This is a genomic window from Acinetobacter sp. H1(2024), assembly GCF_046557555.1.
In the GTDB taxonomy this organism is placed as follows: Bacteria; Pseudomonadota; Gammaproteobacteria; order Pseudomonadales; family Moraxellaceae; genus Acinetobacter; species Acinetobacter seifertii.
Genome location: NZ_JBKGFO010000001.1, coordinates 417,367 through 437,544 on the forward strand (window position 1 = coordinate 417,367; position 20,178 = coordinate 437,544).

Genomic DNA, 20,178 nt, shown 5'->3' on the forward strand with positions numbered 1-20,178 from the left:
ATAATGCATTCTAGCATAGAGGTTTATTAATCTTGAACTTGCTAGATACACGCTGGCGAAAGTCTACCTCCGCACGCCATAATCTAGAATTACACTCATTCACTATATTTTAATCAAAATTAACAATGCAATTTGAATTGTAGCTTACATTTACAAACAATAAAATAAATGAGAATTATTTACATTATCTTTACTATTATGACCTTCCCACCTCGACCATTTAAACTTTCTGTAATCGCTTGCGCGATTTGTTATGCAAATCTCACTTATGCTCAAGATACAGATGTACAATCTTTGCAGACGATTCAAGTTAAAGCATCCAATGCTGAGCAGTCTTCTGAACAAACAAAAGCATATAATGTTAAAAACTCTAGTAGTGCAACCAAGCTTAATATAGAAGCAAAAGAAACGCCTCAAACTATCAATGTCGTTACTCGTCAACAAATTGAGGACTTTGGCCTTACCAGCACCCGAGATGTTCTAAACAACACACCCGGAGTCACAGTTACCAATCAGGAAACCGAGCGAACTACTTATATGGCTCGTGGTTTCGAGATTTCAAATATATTGACTGACGGCGTAGGTTTTCCCCTCTCAGGTTATAACTACAACAACACCAATCCTGATACTTATTTTTATGATCGTGTAGAAGTCGTTAAAGGTGCTGACTCTTTAACGAATGCATTTGGTGACCCAAGTGCAACCATCAACAATATTCGAAAACGCCCAACTCAAGAATTTCAAGCAAGTGGCGGTGTAAGTTACGGGTCTTGGGACACTCAGCGTTATGAGGCTGACGTCTCTGGCTCAATTCTACCGAGTGGAAAAGTCCGTGGTCGCATTATGGGCTATGAACAAACTGGCGATTCTTACCTTGACCGATATTCTTCAGAAAAAAATGGTTTCGCTGGTATTGTTGAAGCTGATTTAACAGATACCACGTTACTTACCGTAGGTTATAGCCAAGAAAAAAATAAACCGAATGCAAACAATTGGGGTGCTCTACCCTTACTCGATGCCAATGGTAAACAAATTTCTTATGATCGCTCATATAACCCAAACCCTGACTGGGCACATTGGGATAATGAAACGCAAAATGCTTTTGTTGAATTAAAACAGAAAATTAATGATCAATGGGCAGCTAAGCTGACTTATAACTATCTTGATAGTAAACACAATAGTCGCCTTCTTTATTATTATGGTTATCCAAAAGCTGATGGTTCAGGAGTGTCTTTGACACCATGGGGTGGTCAAGAGCATCAAGAACAACATGCTGTAGATTTTAATCTTGAAGGAACTTATAAACTTTTTAATCGAGAGCATGAAGCAACTTTAGGCTATAACTATGTACGTAGTCGTCAGCATGATAATCAATCTACGGGAACAATTAACGACACCAATGTTATCAATTCGACCACTACAAATTGGGCAAGCTGGACACCTCAATCTATAACGTGGTCAGATTTCACTGAAGCAGCGAACTATACGCAAAATATAGATTCAATTTATGCAGCTACACGTTTACATCTCAATGAAGATTTAAAACTTTTGCTTGGCGCAAACTATGTGCGAGCCGAGAGTAAAGGCGAAAGCTATGGTTCACCCATGGAGTATAGTGAAAGTAAAGTTTCTCCCTATGCAGGCCTAACCTATAACTTTACGCCTGAATATACAGGTTATATGAGCTATACGTCTATTTTCCGCCCGCAAACTGGTATCGACCAAAATACCAATCAAGCTTTAAAACCTGTTGAGGGTAAAAGTTATGAAATGGGGGTAAAAAGCTCATGGTTAGACGACCGTTTAACAGGTACTTTTTCGGTATTTAAAACCGAGCAAAATAATTATCCGCTACGCAACTCAGACGGAAATCCATTTAACCGAAAAGTACCAACCAGTGATTTAGAATCACAAGGTGTTGAAGTTGGCTTATCAGGTCAAATCACTGATAACGTCAATCTTGCTTTTGGCTATGCTCAATTTAGTATTAAAGATATTAAAAATGGTGGTGAAGCGAGAACGTATAATCCGAACCAAACCCTTAACTTGCTGACGACCTATACACCATCTGTTTTGCCTAAGCTGAAAGTTGGTGCAGGGCTACAATGGCAAGACGCCGTGAAACTATATGACTCGACAGCAAACAGCACCATTAAACAAGATTCCTATGCCTTAGTGAATTTAATGGCGAGCTATGAGGTGAATAACCACATTACGCTTCAAGCCAACGGTAATAATATTTTCGATAAGAAATATTTGTATAGTTTCCCTAATGGTCAAGGTTTTTATGGACCCTCAGCTAACTATACAGTTGCTGTAAAATTTAAATATTAATCGCATAGCCAACTCCTATTTAGGAGTTGGCATTCATCTTATTTTTGTTTATGTGCCAGTAAGAATGTCCAAAACTTTAAATCTCCCTATGTCATATCGCATAAAAGTTTTCTATCGATTCTTAGTCGTTTTCGGTATGGGTTATGCCTGTATGGCTTATTTAAGTGTTGGTCTTACTGGCATTTTTCATTTGACCCTAGACAAACCTGAAGCCATTTATTTGGCAGCATTTATCTCTATTTTGTTTTATGTACTTTTCGTGATTATAGGTTTCTGCATTCAATCACTTTTGAAACTGACTGGGCTATCAATCGCGTTATGTCTTCTTTTCTTTTTTGTGACACGGATGGTGAGTTATGCATAAAGGTATACGCCAATCTATGGCATGGCTACATTCATGGACTGGATTAATTTTTGGATGGCTCGTATTTGCTATTTTTTTAATGGGAAGTTTGTCATATTACCGCCATGAAATTAATTTATGGATGCAACCAGCACTTGCACAGTACGAAATAAAACAAGATGTAGCAGTTAAAACAGCATATCAATATTTACAAAAACACGCTCCAGATGCCAAGTCTTGGTATTTAACTGTTGCTACCGCAGAAAGCCCCGTTAACAACATGTATTGGGAAAAACCTGACGGTGGTTATGGCAATGCCACACTCGATGCAAACACAGGTCAAGAACTAAAACTTTCGGCAACCGAAGGTGGTGACTTCTTTTATCGTTTTCACTATCAACTTTTTGGCGTTCCGATATTCATTGGACGGCTAGTTGTATCTTTAGCAGCTTTTATTATGTTGATCGCCTTAGTCTCGGGCATCATTACCCATAAAAAAATCTTTACCGATTTTTTTACCTTACGTACCTTTAAGTCTCAGCGTTCATGGCTAGATTTTCATAATGTGTCATCTGTACTTGCATTACCCTTCTTTTTGACTATTACTTTTACAGGCTTAGCTATTTTCTTTTATTTATATCTACCTTGGGGAATGCAAAAACTCTATCCAGAGAATCCATATCAATATTTTACCGAAATTCGCACAAAGGCTGTATCTGAAAACCAATCGATTCAACCTGCTCAAAACTTAGCCATTGAGAAGTTATTAAGTCAAGTTCAGCAACATTGGGGAAATCAAACTTTAGCAACTATGAGTGTTAAAAACCCAAATACGAATCAGGCTCAAATTACGTTTATTCAGCAAGAAGACCGCTCCATTACTCGTAATCAAGCGCAAATCATCCTAGATTCTACAACTGGCAAAGTCTTAAGTGATACACGTAATCATAGTGCAGTTGCCACACTTTATGCGGGAGTATATGGTTTACACATGGCAACTTTTGCTCAACCTTTACTTCGCTTAGGATTGTTTTTCTCTGGCATTTTAGGCTGTGTGATGATTGCGTCTGGCTTGTTACTTTGGAGCCTTAAACGCCAACTTCAAAATAAAAATAGCAAGTTTCATGTCGGGCACTATTTAGTTGACCGTTTAAATGTTGCCACATTTGTAGGCTGGCCTTGTGCAACCATTGCTTATTTATATGCGAATCGATTGTTTACCGTCACCATAACTACAATCAATTATGAAATTTATAGCTTCTTTTTAGTCTGGCTCATGAGCCTAATTATTGCATTAACTACTAAAAAGCAGTATTTGTGGCGAACTCAATTGAGTATTTTTATTCTGCTTTGTATTGCACTTCCAATCTTAAATCTAAGTTATTTAATCAAATATGATTATATTCAAAGCTTAGGTGATTATTGGATGTTTGCCCGTATAGACATATTTTTATGGATATTTGCAGCTTTAGCACTTTTTATATTCTGTAAAATTAGACCTATTCAGCATAAAGCTACACAAAAAATTCAAAAGAAACTGAGTAAGTTAAATATTGAGGTGAATTCATGATGATTATTGTTTTTACCCTGACTGTGCTAGGTATGTATTTACTATTCATATCGAGCGAGAAATATCGATCACCGAAATCAACTGGTTATTTCAAAACCTTAGCTCAGAAATCTCACTCATTGTTAAGAATATCCGCTTGTCTGTTGTTTGTTTTGAGCGGATTTATTCTTATCAAAAAAAATGGCTTATCTATTGGTTTTGTGAGCTGGTGGATATTTGCATCACCTTTAACTTTTGCTCTGATACTTTTAATTAATCCACTCAAGCCATCAAAGTAATCTCTTTATTAAAAATAATGATTAAAAATAAAACAAACTAAGTAATATTTGCATTGCTTAGCTTTTTTTTGCATAAGTAAATCATTATTCATGACAAAAGTTTATCTCTAAAAGGAATAAGATATCTGCGTTTCGTGATAAGTGGCGATAAAGATGTCTGGTGCTTTTGAATTTATCTTAGCGGGTATGTTAGTTGGTTTCTGTGTAGGGATTACAGGAGTTGGTGGTGGGTCATTAATGACACCAATTTTAATTGGCCTTTTTAGAATCGAACCTCATATCGCAATTGGTACCGATTTACTTTATGCCGCAATTTCAAAGTTCTGTGGATCAATGGTTCACGCAAAGAAATTGAATATCGTGTGGCCTATCGTTTTATGGCTCGCAGTCGGTAGTATTCCTGCTTCTTTCATTACCACTTGGGTACTTGAGCACTATTTAAGTCAATCTACCCACTATAAAGCCGTATTAACCATGGTGTTAGGCTTTATGCTGACTTTGACGGGTGTTTCTATTATTTTCCGCTCTCGTATTGAGAAGTTTTTTAGTAAATTCCGCAACAAAGAAACTGCTCATAGTGAAAATGAACAATTAGCTATTCAAAATAAGCGTACCTACATTGTGATTATGGGCATCATTTTAGGTGTATTCGTAACACTATCATCTGTTGGTGCTGGTGCCTTTGGAATTATGGCACTCGTGATTATGTTCCCGAACTTGCCAATGATTCGAATTATTGGATCAGATGTTGTACATGCCGTATTACTTACGCTAGTTGCTGGTCTTGGACATATGAGTGCAGGTAATGTCGACTTTATGTTGCTTACATGGTTATTGGTAGGTTCAATTCCTGCAATTATTGTAGGAACATTAATTAGCTCTCGCATGCCTGAACGTTTAATCCGTAAAATTTTAGGTATCACTCTATTTGCCCTTGGTGTTAACTTTATGGTTCATCCAGTCAAAGCAAAACCGAAAGCACCTGTGGTACAACAACAAGCTCAAGTTGCTGAAAAAACAGGCAACTCGACTGAAAGATAGTAAAATCAATAGGATTTTTCCAAACTGAAATACCATGGGATGTAGTATTTTCATAATTATTTCATGGTATATTCAGTACACAAAACAACCTTTAGTATGATCGAACCAGTGACAGCAATGACTACACATTTAAATTCCGTTTCAAAGCCAGATATCGACGACGTTAATATTAAAAGCATCCAAACTCTTGTAACACCAGCTGAACTTAAGTCAGAACTTCCTTTATCTGATGTTGCTTCACAAACTGTTCTAAAAGGCCGTGAAACTATTCGCGATATTTTGGACGGTTCTGATAAGCGTTTGTTTGTCGTTATTGGTCCTTGCTCTATTCATGATCCTAAAGCTGCTCACGAATATGCCGATCGCTTAAAAGCACTAAGCGAAAAGGTTAAAGATACCCTCTATTTGGTTATGCGTGTTTATTTTGAAAAACCACGTACGACAATTGGTTGGAAAGGTCTAATCAATGATCCAGATATGAATGACTCATTTAACATCGAAAAAGGTTTACGTATTGGTCGTAAGCTTTTGCTTGAGTTAAATGAAAAAGGTTTACCTTGTGCAACTGAAGCACTTGATCCTAACTCGCCACAATACTACCAAGACTTAATTTCATGGTCTGCTATTGGTGCGCGTACAACTGAAAGCCAAACTCACCGTGAAATGTCTTCTGGTCTATCATCTCCAGTAGGTTTTAAAAATGGTACAGATGGTGGTTTAACTGTTGCAACCAATGCCATGCAGTCTGTTAAATATGGTCATAGCTTCTTAGGCTTGAACGAAGACGGTCAGGTTTCAATTATTAATACAAATGGTAACCCTTATGCGCACGTTGTATTACGTGGTGGTAATGGTAAGCCAAACTACGATGCTGGCTCTGTTGCAGAAGCAGAAACTGCTTTAGCGAAAGCAAAAGTTAGCAATAAGATCATGATTGATGCAAGTCATGCCAACTCAAATAAAGATCCGTACTTACAACCACTTGTTCTTAAAAACATTACTGAACAAATTTTAGATGGTAATAAGTCAATCGTAGGTATTATGGTTGAAAGCCATTTAAAAGGTGGTCGTCAAGATATTCCTGAAAACCTTTGTGACCTTGAATATGGTAAATCGGTAACTGATGGCTGTATCGATTGGGAAACTACGGAAAAGACATTGCTTGAAATGCATGAAGCTTTAAAAGATGTTTTACCAAACCGTTAATCCATCTTTTTAAGATTGAAAATTAAGCCCTCATTTTTGAGGGCTTTTTTATTTTGCTTGGACAAAAGTTAATATCAAAATAAGTAAAAATAACTCACCACAAAAGTAAAAAGCAGTACAGTTTCACTAATCTCAATTGCTGCGCCGACAGTATCGCCTGTAATACCACCTATTCGTTTTATAAATAAATGTCTTAAATAAACAAGACTGCTTAAAAAGCCAATAATCGCGATAAGCCCTTGCAATTCCCAATACAATGGCAATAGCAGAACAAAGCCAGTTATTATCCATGAAGCAATTTTAGGTAAATGATCTGTCAAAGAACGACCTAAACCTTTTTCACGAACATATGATGTAGTTAAAAACAAAATAGACGGTACAACGCGTCCAACTATAGGTACGAGTATTAAAAATAGTGTTTGATGTTGTTCAATCAACACATAGATCAGTACAAATTTGAGTAAACAAATGATAACTAAACTCAGTACTCCAATTGGACCGCAACTTGGGTCCTTCATGATTTGTAAAGTACGTTGTTTATCACCAAAACCACCTACCCACGCATCGGCAGTATCAGCTAACCCATCTAGATGCAATCCACCAGTCAACCAAATCCATAAAGTGAGTATGATTGAGGCAAGTAGAACAATTGGGAGTTTAGCCAAAAGACAGGTGAAAATAAAAAGTATGCCACCGATAATCAGCCCAACCAGTGGATAAAACAAAATAGCTCGACCATTTTGTTGCGCCGTTGGCATTGTTTTTAGCTCAATAGGCAGAACAGTTAAAAATTGCAATGCAATCCAAAAAGGTGTCATATCCAAGTCTCTAACTGATCTATATTTAAAAACAAATTGAATTATGAAGAAATAAAAATGGGAATAGCAATCCCTATTCCCATTAAAGACTTCAAAAACTGAAAATCTATTGCATTTGATAGCATTGTTTCAGTTTGATGTAGTCGTAATAAAAACTAGTTGGTGTATAACGTGCATAGTTACATGCAGATTTGAACAAAGTTTCTTTTTCGTTATAAAGCATTTTTACCAAAGTCGAGCCTTGGCTATTTTGGTAAACGTCCCACTGTACATTGGCTGCCATAGGTGAAACCACTTCACCACGCCATGTGCTTGTTGAATAGTTATAAGTCTGGCGTAGTGGTAAAGACTGCATCATATTATGCAAATCTAAGCTAGTTGCCAAAGGAATAATAATTTCAGCATGGGCAAAGCGTAAAACTGCCTTATATGGTTGGGCTTTATTTACAACCGCATCAACTTGTTGAAATAAATCTTGTTTAAGCCCTTGCGCAATTTCACTTGTAACTTGGTTTGACTCTGCGAAACTTGGGCCTTTTTCATAAAAATCATTGGCATCATTAAATTCAGCATAAAATTTTGCAGCATCTAAAGGCATATATTTATCAAAATCAACACCTTTCAACTCATCTTTCATACCACCAGAAATTGAATAAAGCTCATAAATATAAGCTGCTGCATCTACTGCACTAGCAATCGTATTTTTGCCTTTACCTTTTTCTGTAATTTGCTCACCTTTCGGCGAAGTTACTGTAAAAGATCCATTATTGCTAAAGCTATAACCTGTTGTACCGAGTTTTTTAATAAAGTCTGCTTTAAAAATCGGAGTGATTACAATCTGGGCAATTTTTTCTGCCTGACTATTTTTTGATAACTCGCTCAACTTTTGGGCTAAATCTTTATTATTTGCTTCGAAATCTTGATAAGCCTGACTCGCATCATAAATTTTTTGTTGGCTAGCACTCAATGGCTGAGTCAAATCTTCAGTCGCATTTAGGCTATGAAAATAAAGTTTAAAACGATCAACGCCACCATCGACAAGACTAGGAACGCTTGAACTCGATAAATTGGTATAAGTCACAGGAACAATTTTATCTTTAAGCTGGGGTTGTTGTTTAATGAGCTCAGCAGTGAAGAATTTTGCACTATCTACCGCACGATCCACTCCAGAACTTTGTACCAATATAGATGCTTGCGAGTTTAAAAGAGTTGGTAAGCGTTGTAATAAACGATCGGCAATGCCGCGGTGTTCTAAAATACCAGTCATGGTTTCATTCCCATAACCATACTGGCGGATCCCTTCCACGCCATAACCTAATAAGATATTAGCCTTCATCATGGCTTCTAAATCAGCACCTAATTGCTCACCTAATGGTGTTAAGGCATTTTCTGCTTTTGCCTGTTTCCATAAATTATAAAGTGCCAAATCATATTTCAGACTTGATAAACCTCTCGAACCGTGACGTGCCACTAACTCAGTAAAAACTGGCTGGAACCCAGTCGGCACTTGTTCATAGCTTTTTAAGTTTTGTTGAGGTTGGTAAGGTGTTTTTGTTTGATAATATTTCGATGAGTTTGTAGGTGTAGTCTGAACTTCTTGCTCATCATTATTATTACAGGCTACAAGCAATATGGTTGTGGCAAGCAACGTCATTTTAAATAAAATATTCATAAGTCAAATAGGCTATTAATAAGGAATAGTAATAGCTTAATTTTTAGCAATGACAGTAAGATTACATGATTTTAAATATCTTTATAAAAATAATAACTTACAAGTGTATAAAAATATAAAACTACTCTCTCAACATGAAAGTTAATTGACCATCTGTTTGAGAAAACTCTAAAGAATATAACTTCCCAAGTTCTGCCGGCATTTTGAGTAAGTCATCTAAAGGTTGTCGCCCAGCCAAACAAGCCAATAGCTTAATCACACCACCATGTGTAACAACCAATGCATGTTGCCAATTTTGGTTTTGCATATCTACGAGTAAATCTTGAAAACCACTTAAAACCCTCTCTTGAAACTGCATTAATGTTTCTGCGCGAGGTGGACAATATTGACTTGGTTTTTGCCAAAAGTTTGCCAGTAATTCAGGTGAAGTTTCATAAATTTGCTGAGTTGATACACCTTCCCACTCACCAAAATACATTTCCTTTAAGTCATGATTTAGAAGTAAAGGCAGCTGAGTTGTCTTTGCAAGTTGCTCAGCAAAACAAGCACATCGTTTTAAGGATGAACTTACAATGACATCCCATGTCTGGTCTGTAACTTGCTCAATGGTTGACTGCATTTGCTGCCAACCTTTTGCGGTTAACTCATCATCCAAATGCCCACGTAGAGTATGGCTATACTGACTTTCGCCATGTCTGAGTAAATCGATTCTAAATTTACCCAATTTTATCCCCGCTTACAGCAGCTTGGGCAAAGGTAGCCATTTGATTATGTAATACACATGCCATTTTAACTAATGCCAATGCAGCACCAGCACCACTACCTTCACCTAAACGCAAGTTCATCTTTAAAATCGGGTCAGCATTGAGTTCCTGTAAAATACGTTGGTGGCCGTATTCAGCCGATTGATGACCGAACAACATCCAGTCACGTACTTTAGGGTTCATCCGCACAGCGCATAAAGCGGCTACAGAACTAATAAAACCATCCACAATAATAGGTAAACCTACTTGTGCGCATCGAATATAAGCACCGGTAATTGCGGCAATTTCCAAACCACCGACGGCGCATAATGTTTTGAAGACATCACCAACGACATGTTTATGATGAAGTTCTATAGCTTTCTCAATGACTTCAATTTTATGTCTTAACTGATCGGCACCTATTCCTGTACCCACCCCAGTCAATTGCTCGGCAGTATCATTTAATAAAAGACAAGCTAAGGCAGAAGCAGAACAGGTATTCCCGATCCCCATTTCACCTGCAATATAAATATCTGCGCCGTCGGCTTTTGCAGTATCTACACTATTTTTTCCTAACTCTAGCGCAGCACGGCATTCATCAGCATTCATTGCGGCTTGTTTAGCAAAATTTGCAGTCCCAGCACGAATACAGTGACGTTCAACACCTGAGTATTCATATGCTTCGCCCACTGTGCCACAGTCAATCACTTGTAAATGAGCTTCATGATATTTAGCAAGTACACTAATTGCTGCGCCACCCGTCGTGAAGTTTTGCAACATTTGACGGGTAACAGCTTGAGGATATGCAGAGATATTTTCTTCAACCACGCCATGATCGCCTGCAAAAATTGTGATCCATGGATGGTTAACATGAGGATGTGCATTTGATTGTAAACTAGCAAGTGTAATTGCAATCTGCTCTAAATCACCTAAAGCACCTGTAGGTTTAGTGAGCTGGAGTTGATGTTGTTCAGCTTGTTGCTTTGCGTCCAGATTAGGTTGCTTTACAGATTCTAACCACCAGTTCATTTTACTTCTCACCTTTTAAAATCATTGGAAAACCAGCCACACAAAACACAACTTTATCTGCAATTTGCCCTAACGCTTGATGTAATCTTCCTGATTCATCGACAAAACGGCGACTAATCTCGCCGAGTGGCACAACACCAAGCCCTGTTTCATTACTTACTAAAATAATTTCCGACTCAAGTGTAGGTAAAACTTTTAATAGTTGCTCACACTCAAATTGTTGAACACTTTGATCTTCTAAAAGTAACAAATTGGTTAACCAAAGAGTTAAACAATCTACCAAAATAATTTGATTAGGTTGATCAATTTTTTTCAGAGCATTTGCTAAAAATAATGGTTCTTCAATTAAGGACCAATGTGCAGGACGCTGATTTTGATGATGTGCAATTCGACTTTGCATTTCTGGATCAAGCGCTTGCGCTGTCGCCACATAAGTCACAGGTAATTGTGTAGATATTGCCGTTTGTTCAGCGAGTCGACTTTTGCCAGAGCGGGCACCCCCCAAAATCAGTTGCAACATGAATCACCTAAAAACAAATGCTGATACGAAAACAGCTTACCTTGTAAAGTTTGAGCTTCATAAAAACCAAACGTTAAATGCTCAACTTTCAGTTCAAATTCAGCGTTTTTGTATTGTACAGGGAATTGAGAAATTTTTTGTAAAATCAAATCACTACTATAGATGTTTTTATATAAGCCTAACGTGATATGAGGATAGTAATCTAAAGCAGCAATTTCATTAGAAACTATGCCTAATTTTTGACGTATGTGAGATAAAACATTATCGGTATCTTGGATTTCTACAAATAAAGCACTACTAAAACTATCAACTGAACCAATTTTTAATCGAAATGGTGAAATATTTTCTTTTTTTAAAATTTCTCTTTGTTTTGAGAAATTATGGAAACTAAAGTCATCACTATAAACACGAGGTTCATGGGTTAAAAATCCACATATAAATAATGTGACATGATATTGACGGTTATTCGATTCTAATAAAAATTCTGAAAAATGTGTACGTAAGACATATAGATAATCAACTAATTTCTGATCATTAATCTCTAGATACCATAAAGCATAATTTTGACGTCCTAGGTGCCATTCCGGATAATCCCGTATAGTCGTTGGCACCATGAACGTCGTAGGTTTTAGCAGCACAGTTTTAATTCAAAGTCACTTAAGTTTTGTATTAAAACATGTTTGCCTTTCAATTGTAGAGTGTTAAATAATCAAATGCCTTCAAACATATTGGGTAGCTGTCGTTCTGGCTTTGTTAGTTTTCATATCCACAAGCTGTTGGTCTTGTTCAGAAAACAAATATTGAATGTGTTGGACCAAATCAACTTCAAGCTGTCTTTTCTGAGTCATATTCAGATCTAATTTTAGAATTTGTTGCTGTAGATGCTGAATAGCAGCATTATCATCAATTTCTAAAAATTGAATCGCATACGCATAACCTAGAGCAGTACCTTTTAATAAATTTTTATAAGGTAAATCATGACCTATGTTCATTTCAATTGATGCCATGACACGTTCATTATGGTTGAGTTTGCGTAATGGATCTCGAGCTACTCGTTGACACGGATCTTTAAATGCGTATTCACAAGAGTCTAGAAAACTTTGAGCCATTCGGTTCAGATCTTTTGCATAGTTAGGCAATACAATTGCAAGCCCCTGTTTTACTTCTGTAATTAAGTTTTCCGCAAATGCTTTTACTGAATGATCCCCCATAGCAATCCCAATAGATTCATAACCCATTAAAGATGCATACCAAGCAAGCATCGCATGCACGCCGTTCCATAGGCGGTTTTTAATCAGTTGAATATCTGTAATTTGTTCAACCAATACAACCTGACGTAGCTTTTCGAGTAAAGGACTGCCTTTTTCAACATAAATTGGCATATCCGTTTCACTGTGGAATAAGATTAAATCCATACTTTGTAAGATATGACCAGGTTGGAAATTACGACGCATATTTTCAACATAAACCGAGGCATTGTTTTGCTGATCTGTAGTCAGTTTATTGCAGTCTTCAATTTCAATTTGATCTTCTTGTTCAACATCTTCTAAATGCTGTTCAAGGAAATTATGCTTAATACGAAGTTGACGATATAAATTCTGATTAGAAAGTTTTGAAACCATTCGGTTTACTACAGTGTCACAAAAGTAATGCTCTTTTAAAATATGCTCAGTCACATCCTCATCATTCGTTAACTCTAATAGAGCTTCACGAAGATACTTCATCACTAAATATTTAGCACCCACTTTATTTAAAATAATTAAAAAAGTTAGCGGTTCTATACATGTTTCAAGTGGCGAGTTAAAACGGGCGTATAGTCCTTTGGCTATCATTTTTGATTCAGCTTCAATGGCTTGCTCTGGCAAACAAAGTGCAATCAAACTTGAATGAGTATACATCTCTAACATTTGTTGCTCATTGTCCGAGTCAACAATCGTCATATTCTCAATACGTTCATCATAAGAAAATTGTCCATAGCGAATACTATAGGTTCCAAACGCATTTACGGCCTCGCGAAAAAGACTGTTACGAGTTGAAGCAATTATTTTTCTTGGTTTTGTATATCCATCCCAATGTGACAATATTTGAGCTATATACCCCCCACCAATAGCACCGAAGCCATGTATACCAACCGTAAGTTGATTCAGGCTCTGTGGAAAAGGTTCTTGTATTTCCGGCATATCCATAATAGGAATAAACTGGTCAAGATCGCTTAAAAAGTCATACATCTGATCGTAATAAAAATCTGCTTTTTCGAGCATTTCATCATTTGGCTCTTTAATATCCTTTAATAAAATCGTTAGACCCTCAGATGTGTAAGCTGAGGTTAAACCATTTTCAGAATCTTCAAACATTAAACATTGCTTAGTGTTTAAATTAAGTTGGCTTGCTGCTTTTAAAAATATTTCGGGATGAGGTTTTCCCTGTTCCACTTCATCACCACAAGTAATCACATCAAAGAACTTATAAACGTTGGCATTTATTAAATATTCTTCGGCAATTGCTCTACGACTTGAAGTGGCTACGGCCATTCTTAAACCAGATTTTCTTAAACGTTCAAGAACTTGAACTAATCCCTTTTTAATAGGCACGCCATGTTTACGAATATGCTCAAGCTCCATCTCATCAGCTCTTTTTCTTATTTCTTTATACGGAACATCTACCCCATATAAACGTTGTGCTAGTTTTTCTGCTGTTGTCGCACTTAAACCCAAACATTGCATTAAATATTCGTGTGAAAACTCCTGCCCAATCAGCTCTTGAGATGCTTGTTGCAATGTTTGAAACCGTAAGCGCTCAGTGTCAAACATTGTCCCATCCATATCAAAGATAGCTCCATGAACAGGTTTTCCATGAAAAATAAGCACGTTTTTACCTCTTTTTTTGATCATGTTTTATTCAGGTTATACAAAAAATTGATTAAAAAGGCAGGATGATAATAAATGAAACATTACTGGTTATTTTTTAATCAAAAATATAAGTAATCTGTTACTGAGAGAACTTAAAAACTCTAAAAGGTTGAATAATGAAAATAATTCTGAAACCGAGTTCTAATGCAAAGATAGCAAGCTATCCTTACTTGCTATCTTTACTTGTTCTTTTTATTGCGCTGATCATGTTTATTTTTCTTAGGTCCATTTACTGCTAAACAAACCTGCATTGTTTTTATTATGTCTTGCAGGTCTACCAATACCAGAAATTTATCTAACTCTTGTTATTTTCTGGTAGAACCAAACTCCATACAATAATGATAATCATTTTCATTTAATAAGTCAATTTGATATTGCCCTTATTTTAATCAATCAAGAATATCTACAAATTGCGCCGTCAATATTTGCGCCAGATCATTCGGATTTAGACCAATATCTAATCCTCTTTTTCCCCCACTTACATAAATTTTGCCAAGCTCTTGTGCAGAAGCATCTATCACAGTTTTTAAACGTTTCTTTTGTCCTAATGGACTAATTCCACCCACTAAGTACCCTGTTAAACGTTCTGCATCTTTTGGATTTGCCATTTGTAGTTTTTTACAGCCAACCGCCGTAGCCACCTTTTTTAAATTGAGTTGATGATTAACAGGTATAATTGCGACAAAATAATTTTTTTCATCAGTTACCAGTAGCGTTTTAAAAACTTCATTTACATCAAGATTTAATTTTTCGGCAGCTTCTAAACCGAAACTTTTAGCATTTGCATCATGCTCATATTCATGAATTGAAAATTCGATTTTATTACTTTTTAACAGTTTACATGCAGGTGTCATAGGATTTTAGATTTTAATGAAATGGTATTGATTATATTTATTTTAGTGAAAAGTTTAAAATTTACTTAGGCTATTTACATCATTTACATGAAAAATCAAACAGACACTGAACAAAAAACAATCTGAACTTGATATTGAGTGGATGACTCCAATATATTTAATTGAGATTTAAAGTCTGAACTGGCAAATTTATGAGTTACAAACACAATAATCTGATGGCAATGCGTCACCGTTTTTGGGATGAATCTTCAGATCATGTATTAAATGAAAAGCAATTTTTACAGCAGACCTTAATCGAACAAGGCATTTTTAATAATGCCACTTTTGAGGATGTTAAGTATTTTTTCTATACACTACCGAGCATCATTATTGTAAAGGCCCATGCACTTGGTTTTATGCATGATTCTGTCAAGCAAATGGTTATTCAACATATTCAAGCTAATCGTGTCCACTTAATGCAAAAAGCTGAATTAAAAATTCAGTTTAAAATGTAAGTTAATGATTAATATTTAATGACTTTTTAATCTAGTACCTTTTTCTGAAGAGATTGTATTTTAATTTTTATTATGTTGCTTAGGCTATTTTAGAAAATTAAGATATAAAATGATACTTTCAACTCACCATTCAGTCTGAGGGAACTATTTTAATACGTTCAAAACATGTAATATTCGTTACAATTTTAGATCACCAGCGTTTGGCTGCATGATGCGCATAGGATTCTATTTTCATGTCAAATCAGAACGATAAGCTTAAGAGTTTAAAAACTTCTTCCATGGATCGACGCTTATCAATCGCGAAAGCTTCTTTACTGGCAGGAACACGTTGGGCTACTGCAAGTGCCTCTACCCTCTTTTCTAGTGAAGAAGAAAAAGAGAAGAAGCGTAAAAAAGCAATGAGCGAACAAGCTAATTATCTTGTTTCTGAAATTGGCAAACTTAAAGGTTCTATTGTTAAGATTGGCCAAATGATGGCTCTTTATGGTGAACATTTTTTACCAGAAGAAATTACTCAGGCGTTAAATACCTTAAACAACCAAACGGTTGCTTTAGACTGGCCTGCGATTAAGCCACATTTACAAGAACAACTTGGTTCTAAGTTAAACGATTTAACCATTGATCATGAACCTATTGGTACAGCGTCTCTTGCACAAGTTCATCGCGCAATCCGTAAATCAGATGGCTTAGAGTTAGTTTTAAAAATTCAATACCCTGGCGTGGCAAGTGCAATTGACTCAGACATGAGTTTATTTAAAAACATGCTTAAGCTTACACGTATGGTTCCTCAGACACGTGAGTTTGATCAGTGGTTTGATGAAGTACGTGAAATGATGCATCGTGAAGTCAATTATGATGTAGAAGCAGCAACCACTCGCCGCTTTGGTGAGCGCTTAAAAGATGATGAACGCTATATTGTCCCTACAATTGTAGATGACTACTGCACAGATCAAGTCCTGTGTATGACATTCGAACGCGGCGTACCTATTAATAGTCCTGTTATGCTTTCTCTTCCACAAGAACGTCGTAATCAACTTGGTGAAGCATCATTAGAGATTGCTGTTCGTGAGATTTTTGAATGGGGCGAAATGCAAACTGACCCTAATTTTGGTAACTACCTAGTTCGTTTAGGTAATGGCCAAGATGTTCAGGACAAAATCGTACTATTAGACTTCGGCGCGATTCGTCAGTTCGATGAACACTTACTCTCAGTTGCACGTAATCTCATACAAGCGGGTTATCAGCATGATAAACATGCAATGGTCCAAGCAATGACTGGATATGAGTTTTTCGATGCAATGCCTGAAAGTATTAAACCCGGCATGGCAGATGTCTTTTTACTTGCGACCGAAGCATTCAGCACCCCTGCAAATAATCCAGATATGCCAACCGGCCTGATGGATGAACATGAACGTTATGACTGGAAAAAAAGCCAGTTACATAGCCGTGTTATGCAACAAGCAAGTAAATCAATGGCATCCCGATATTTCTCAGTCCCTCCAAAAGAGTTTATGTTTATTAGCCGTAAGTTTATTGGCGCATATACATTTATGACTGTTATTGATGCCAAGACAAATGTACGTCGTATGATTCGTAACTTTGCATAATTTGATCAAGACTAGAATGGCTCAATGTCATTCTAGTCAATGCAAACAAAATTATTATTTTTAAGAACTAATTTTTATTTATAAAATCAAAAGCATAAAATCAAGTCTATTTTATTTTTACCATTTATCTACTCTTTTTTTGAATGTCAGTAACGACATAGTTTTTTCTTATACTGCGTGTCAGCATAAAACAATAACTATGTGTTAGGACACCATAATCATGACAAATATGATCAATAAAGCCCAAGGGTTGGGTTTATCGCTGATCACAAAATTGGCTGGAAGCGATGTACTTGATCAACTCAAACTACGTAAATTTCTTGAAAAGTCTCTTTATCAAGGTTCAAAAGCTGGCTTCAGAGCATTAAGCCAAACTCAAAAAGCATTTAAGCCTAAACAAATTCCACAACAACGCCTACCTCAGCAAAAGAAAAACCTATTTGATTTAAGCCTAACTGAAGAACAACAAATGACTTCTGAAGCAATGTCTCAATTTGCTAAAGAAGTTTTACTAGGATTAGCTCATGATGCTGATCAGGCAGCTCAATTTCCAGAAAGCCTTTGGCAATATGTTGAAGATTTAGGGCTAAATTATTACGCCCTACCAGAAGCACTAGGTGGCGTTGCTGCTGAACAAAATATTGTAAGTAACTTACTGATTGCTGAAAAACTAGCTGAAGGTGATTTTAGTCTTACAGCGGGATTACTCAGTACCTTTAGCGTTATTAATGCAATCACACGTTGGGGATCTGCCGAGGTTCAGTCAATGTATCTGCCATGTTTTGCTGAAGACTCAGACATTACAGCAACCTTTGCAGTACAAGAAGCAACTCCAGCATTTAACCCTTATGTTTTAAAAACAAAAGCTTTTCTTGAAAATGATCAATTTTACATTGATGGTGAAAAAACCTTAGTCATTTTAGGTGATTTGGCTGATGTGTTATTGGTGAGTGCTGACTTTAATGGCAAGCCAGATGTATTTATAGTGCAAGTGGGTGACACTATTTCCATTAAGAACACTCCGGCAATGGGCCTCAAAGCAACAGAAACAGCTACTTTAAAGTTCAGCCACACACCTGCTCTACGACTAGGTGCAACAGATTTTGATTACACCGCCTTTTTAGATTTAGGCAATCTTATGTGGTGTGCAATGGCTGTAGGAACCTGTGAAGCTATTAAAGCCTATTGTATTAAATATGCCAATGGGCGAACTGCTTTTGGAGAACCAATTTCACATCGTCAAAGTGTCGCATTCATGATTGCAGACATGGCAATTGAGATTGATGCTATGCGTATGCTGATTTTAAATGCAGCAAGTCTTGCCGAAGCAGGTAAATCGTTCCATCGTGAAGCATATTTAGCTCGTCTTCTTTGCGCAGAAAAATCCATGAAAATAGGAACAGATGGCGTACAAATTTTGGGTGGTCATGGCTTCACAAAAGAACACCCAGTTGAACGCTGGTATCGTGATTTACGTGCGACCGCAATTTTACATTCTGGCTTACATGCTTAAGATCAATCAGAGGACATTTCCATGAATTTACAAAATCCAAAAAAATTCAAAATGATGATTGATCAAGCACATGATGTTGCGATCAATGTATTACGCCCTATTTCCCGTAAATATGATAAAGCAGAACATGCTTATCCCAAAGAGCTTGATATGCTTGCCTCACTCATCGACGGTATGAACGAAGGTGGCGAAGGAATTAATGCAGGTGCTGCTGGTGCAAGCAAACGAGGTGAAACAGATAATGAAGGTGTCCGTAACGGCACCAACATGTCGACGGCACTAGGTATCATTGAAATGTGTTATGGCGATACTGGGCTATTACTCAGTATGCCACGCCAAGGTTTAGGAAATTCTGCCATCGCAGCAGTTGCAAATGATGAGCAACTAGAACGTTTTAAAGGTACTTGGGCTGCAATGGCGATTACTGAACCCGGCTGTGGTTCAGACTCTGCTGCTATCCGTACTATAGCAACTAAAGATGGTAATGACTACATTTTAAATGGTGAAAAGATTTTCGTAACCTCAGGTGAACGTGCAGACTCTGTGGTTGTCTGGGCTACCCTCGACCGAAAACTTGGACGTGCAGCCATCAAATCATTTGTAGTGCCTAAAGGCACGCCTGGAATGAAGGTGGAGCGCCTTGAACACAAATTGGGAATTAAAGCTTCTGATACAGCAGTTATTAGTTTTACTGACTGCCGCGTACCAGCAGAAAATCTTTTAGGTAATGCTGAAGTCGATGTGGCTAAAGGTTTCGCAGGTGTAATGGAAACTTTTGATAATACACGCCCGTTAGTCGCTGCTATGGCCATTGGCTGTGCTAAAGCTTCATTAGAACGTATTAAAGAAATTTTTAAAGATCAGTTGGATCCAAGTTACTCAACGCCATATTTGCAAACATCTAATCTTGCGGCACAAATTTACCGTATGGAGGCCGAATGGGAAGCAGCACGGTTACTCATGTTGAAAGCAACATGGATGGCTGACAACAAGAAACCAAACTCAAAAGAAGCTTCCATCGCCAAGGCAAAAGCAGGCCGTGTAGGTAATGAAATTACTTTGAAGTGTGTCGAGTTAGCAGCAAGTGTTGGCTATAACGAAGATGAATTACTTGAGAAATGGGCACGTGATTCAAAAATTCTTGATATTTTTGAAGGAACTCAACAAATTCAGCAGCTTATTATTGCTCGACGTGAGCTTGGTAAATCGTCAAGCGAATTAAAATAAGAGCGTTGCAAGGAAGTTAA

At 37.0% G+C, this 20,178-nt stretch carries 18 protein-coding genes; 10 read left to right on the top strand and 8 right to left on the bottom strand.

The genetic code is table 11. From position 1 onward, the window contains the following. Nucleotides 1-198 precede the first annotated feature (198 nt). The 6 genes from ACLCEG_RS01960 (at nt 199) to ACLCEG_RS01985 (ending at nt 6,772) form a co-directional block, all read left to right on the top strand. Nucleotides 199-2,334 (top strand): TonB-dependent siderophore receptor, encoded by a 2,136-nt coding sequence (locus ACLCEG_RS01960; RefSeq protein WP_410566534.1) that lies wholly within the window; start codon nt 199-201, stop codon nt 2,332-2,334. A gap of 64 nt (nt 2,335-2,398) precedes the next feature. Then, nucleotides 2,399-2,698, top strand: a complete 300-nt coding sequence (locus ACLCEG_RS01965; protein ID WP_410565372.1) for a hypothetical protein — start codon at nt 2,399-2,401, stop codon at nt 2,696-2,698. Next, nucleotides 2,691-4,247, top strand: a complete 1,557-nt coding sequence (locus ACLCEG_RS01970; protein ID WP_410565375.1) for a PepSY-associated TM helix domain-containing protein — start codon at nt 2,691-2,693, stop codon at nt 4,245-4,247. The genes ACLCEG_RS01965 and ACLCEG_RS01970 overlap by 8 nt, the downstream gene beginning before the upstream one ends. Then, a complete protein-coding gene (locus tag ACLCEG_RS01975) occupies nt 4,244-4,525 on the top strand; it encodes a DUF1634 domain-containing protein (protein ID WP_410565378.1) in 282 nt (93 codons plus the stop codon). Before ACLCEG_RS01970 ends, ACLCEG_RS01975 begins: the two co-directional genes overlap by 4 nt. 153 nt (nt 4,526-4,678) lie before the next feature. Beyond that, nucleotides 4,679-5,566, top strand: coding sequence for a sulfite exporter TauE/SafE family protein (locus ACLCEG_RS01980; RefSeq protein WP_019459046.1), 888 nt, complete (start codon nt 4,679-4,681; stop codon nt 5,564-5,566). A gap of 96 nt (nt 5,567-5,662) precedes the next feature. Further along, nucleotides 5,663-6,772, top strand: coding sequence for a 3-deoxy-7-phosphoheptulonate synthase (locus ACLCEG_RS01985; protein WP_019459045.1), 1,110 nt, complete (start codon nt 5,663-5,665; stop codon nt 6,770-6,772). Nucleotides 6,773-6,846: 74 nt separating this feature from the next. Here ACLCEG_RS01985 and ACLCEG_RS01990 read toward each other — a convergent pair whose 3' ends face one another. The 8 genes from ACLCEG_RS01990 to ybaK form a co-directional block, all read right to left on the bottom strand. After that, entirely contained in the window at nt 6,847-7,590 is a 744-nt protein-coding gene (locus tag ACLCEG_RS01990) for an adenosylcobinamide-GDP ribazoletransferase (RefSeq protein ID WP_410565381.1), read from the bottom strand. Between the two features lie 106 nt (nt 7,591-7,696). Beyond that, entirely contained in the window at nt 7,697-9,262 is a 1,566-nt protein-coding gene (locus ACLCEG_RS01995; RefSeq protein ID WP_410565384.1) for a histidine-type phosphatase, read from the bottom strand. 121 nt (nt 9,263-9,383) lie between these two features. Beyond that, nucleotides 9,384-9,986: a histidine phosphatase family protein gene (locus tag ACLCEG_RS02000; protein ID WP_410565387.1), complete on the bottom strand. Its 603-nt coding sequence runs from the start codon at nt 9,984-9,986 to the stop codon at nt 9,384-9,386. Continuing rightward, on the bottom strand, nt 9,979-11,034 hold the full coding sequence (gene cobT / locus ACLCEG_RS02005; RefSeq protein ID WP_410565390.1) for a nicotinate-nucleotide--dimethylbenzimidazole phosphoribosyltransferase: 1,056 nt from the start codon (nt 11,032-11,034) through the stop codon (nt 9,979-9,981). The genes ACLCEG_RS02000 and cobT overlap by 8 nt, the downstream gene beginning before the upstream one ends. Before the next feature lies 1 nt (nt 11,035). Next, nucleotides 11,036-11,554 (bottom strand): bifunctional adenosylcobinamide kinase/adenosylcobinamide-phosphate guanylyltransferase, encoded by a 519-nt coding sequence (gene cobU, locus ACLCEG_RS02010; protein WP_174724928.1) that lies wholly within the window; start codon nt 11,552-11,554, stop codon nt 11,036-11,038. Continuing rightward, nucleotides 11,542-12,168 carry a 2'-5' RNA ligase family protein gene (locus ACLCEG_RS02015; RefSeq protein WP_410565394.1) on the bottom strand — a complete coding sequence of 209 codons (627 nt, stop codon included), beginning with the start codon at nt 12,166-12,168 and terminating at the stop codon, nt 11,542-11,544. The genes cobU and ACLCEG_RS02015 overlap by 13 nt, the downstream gene beginning before the upstream one ends. Before the next feature lie 105 nt (nt 12,169-12,273). Beyond that, nucleotides 12,274-14,421: a bifunctional mannitol-1-phosphate dehydrogenase/phosphatase gene (gene mtlD, locus ACLCEG_RS02020; RefSeq protein ID WP_410565397.1), complete on the bottom strand. Its 2,148-nt coding sequence runs from the start codon at nt 14,419-14,421 to the stop codon at nt 12,274-12,276. A 431-nt stretch (nt 14,422-14,852) separates the two neighbouring features. Further along, complete coding sequence (gene ybaK / locus ACLCEG_RS02025; protein WP_410565400.1) at nt 14,853-15,317, bottom strand: Cys-tRNA(Pro) deacylase; 465 nt, start codon at nt 15,315-15,317, stop codon at nt 14,853-14,855. 191 nt (nt 15,318-15,508) lie between these two features. Between ybaK and ACLCEG_RS02030 the strand changes: the two genes are divergently transcribed. The 4 genes from ACLCEG_RS02030 to ACLCEG_RS02045 all read left to right on the top strand — a co-directional run bounded on the left by ACLCEG_RS02030 (nt 15,509) and on the right by ACLCEG_RS02045 (nt 20,158). Next, nucleotides 15,509-15,811 (top strand): hypothetical protein, encoded by a 303-nt coding sequence (locus ACLCEG_RS02030; protein ID WP_348901254.1) that lies wholly within the window; start codon nt 15,509-15,511, stop codon nt 15,809-15,811. 233 nt (nt 15,812-16,044) lie between these two features. Beyond that, a complete protein-coding gene (locus tag ACLCEG_RS02035; RefSeq protein ID WP_410565404.1) occupies nt 16,045-17,418 on the top strand; it encodes an ABC1 kinase family protein in 1,374 nt (457 codons plus the stop codon). Nucleotides 17,419-17,647: 229 nt separating this feature from the next. Further along, nucleotides 17,648-18,931 carry an acyl-CoA dehydrogenase family protein gene (locus ACLCEG_RS02040; RefSeq protein WP_410566536.1) on the top strand — a complete coding sequence of 428 codons (1,284 nt, stop codon included), beginning with the start codon at nt 17,648-17,650 and terminating at the stop codon, nt 18,929-18,931. Between the two features lie 21 nt (nt 18,932-18,952). Next, nucleotides 18,953-20,158 carry an acyl-CoA dehydrogenase family protein gene (locus tag ACLCEG_RS02045; protein WP_410565407.1) on the top strand — a complete coding sequence of 402 codons (1,206 nt, stop codon included), beginning with the start codon at nt 18,953-18,955 and terminating at the stop codon, nt 20,156-20,158. Nucleotides 20,159-20,178 lie beyond the last annotated feature (20 nt).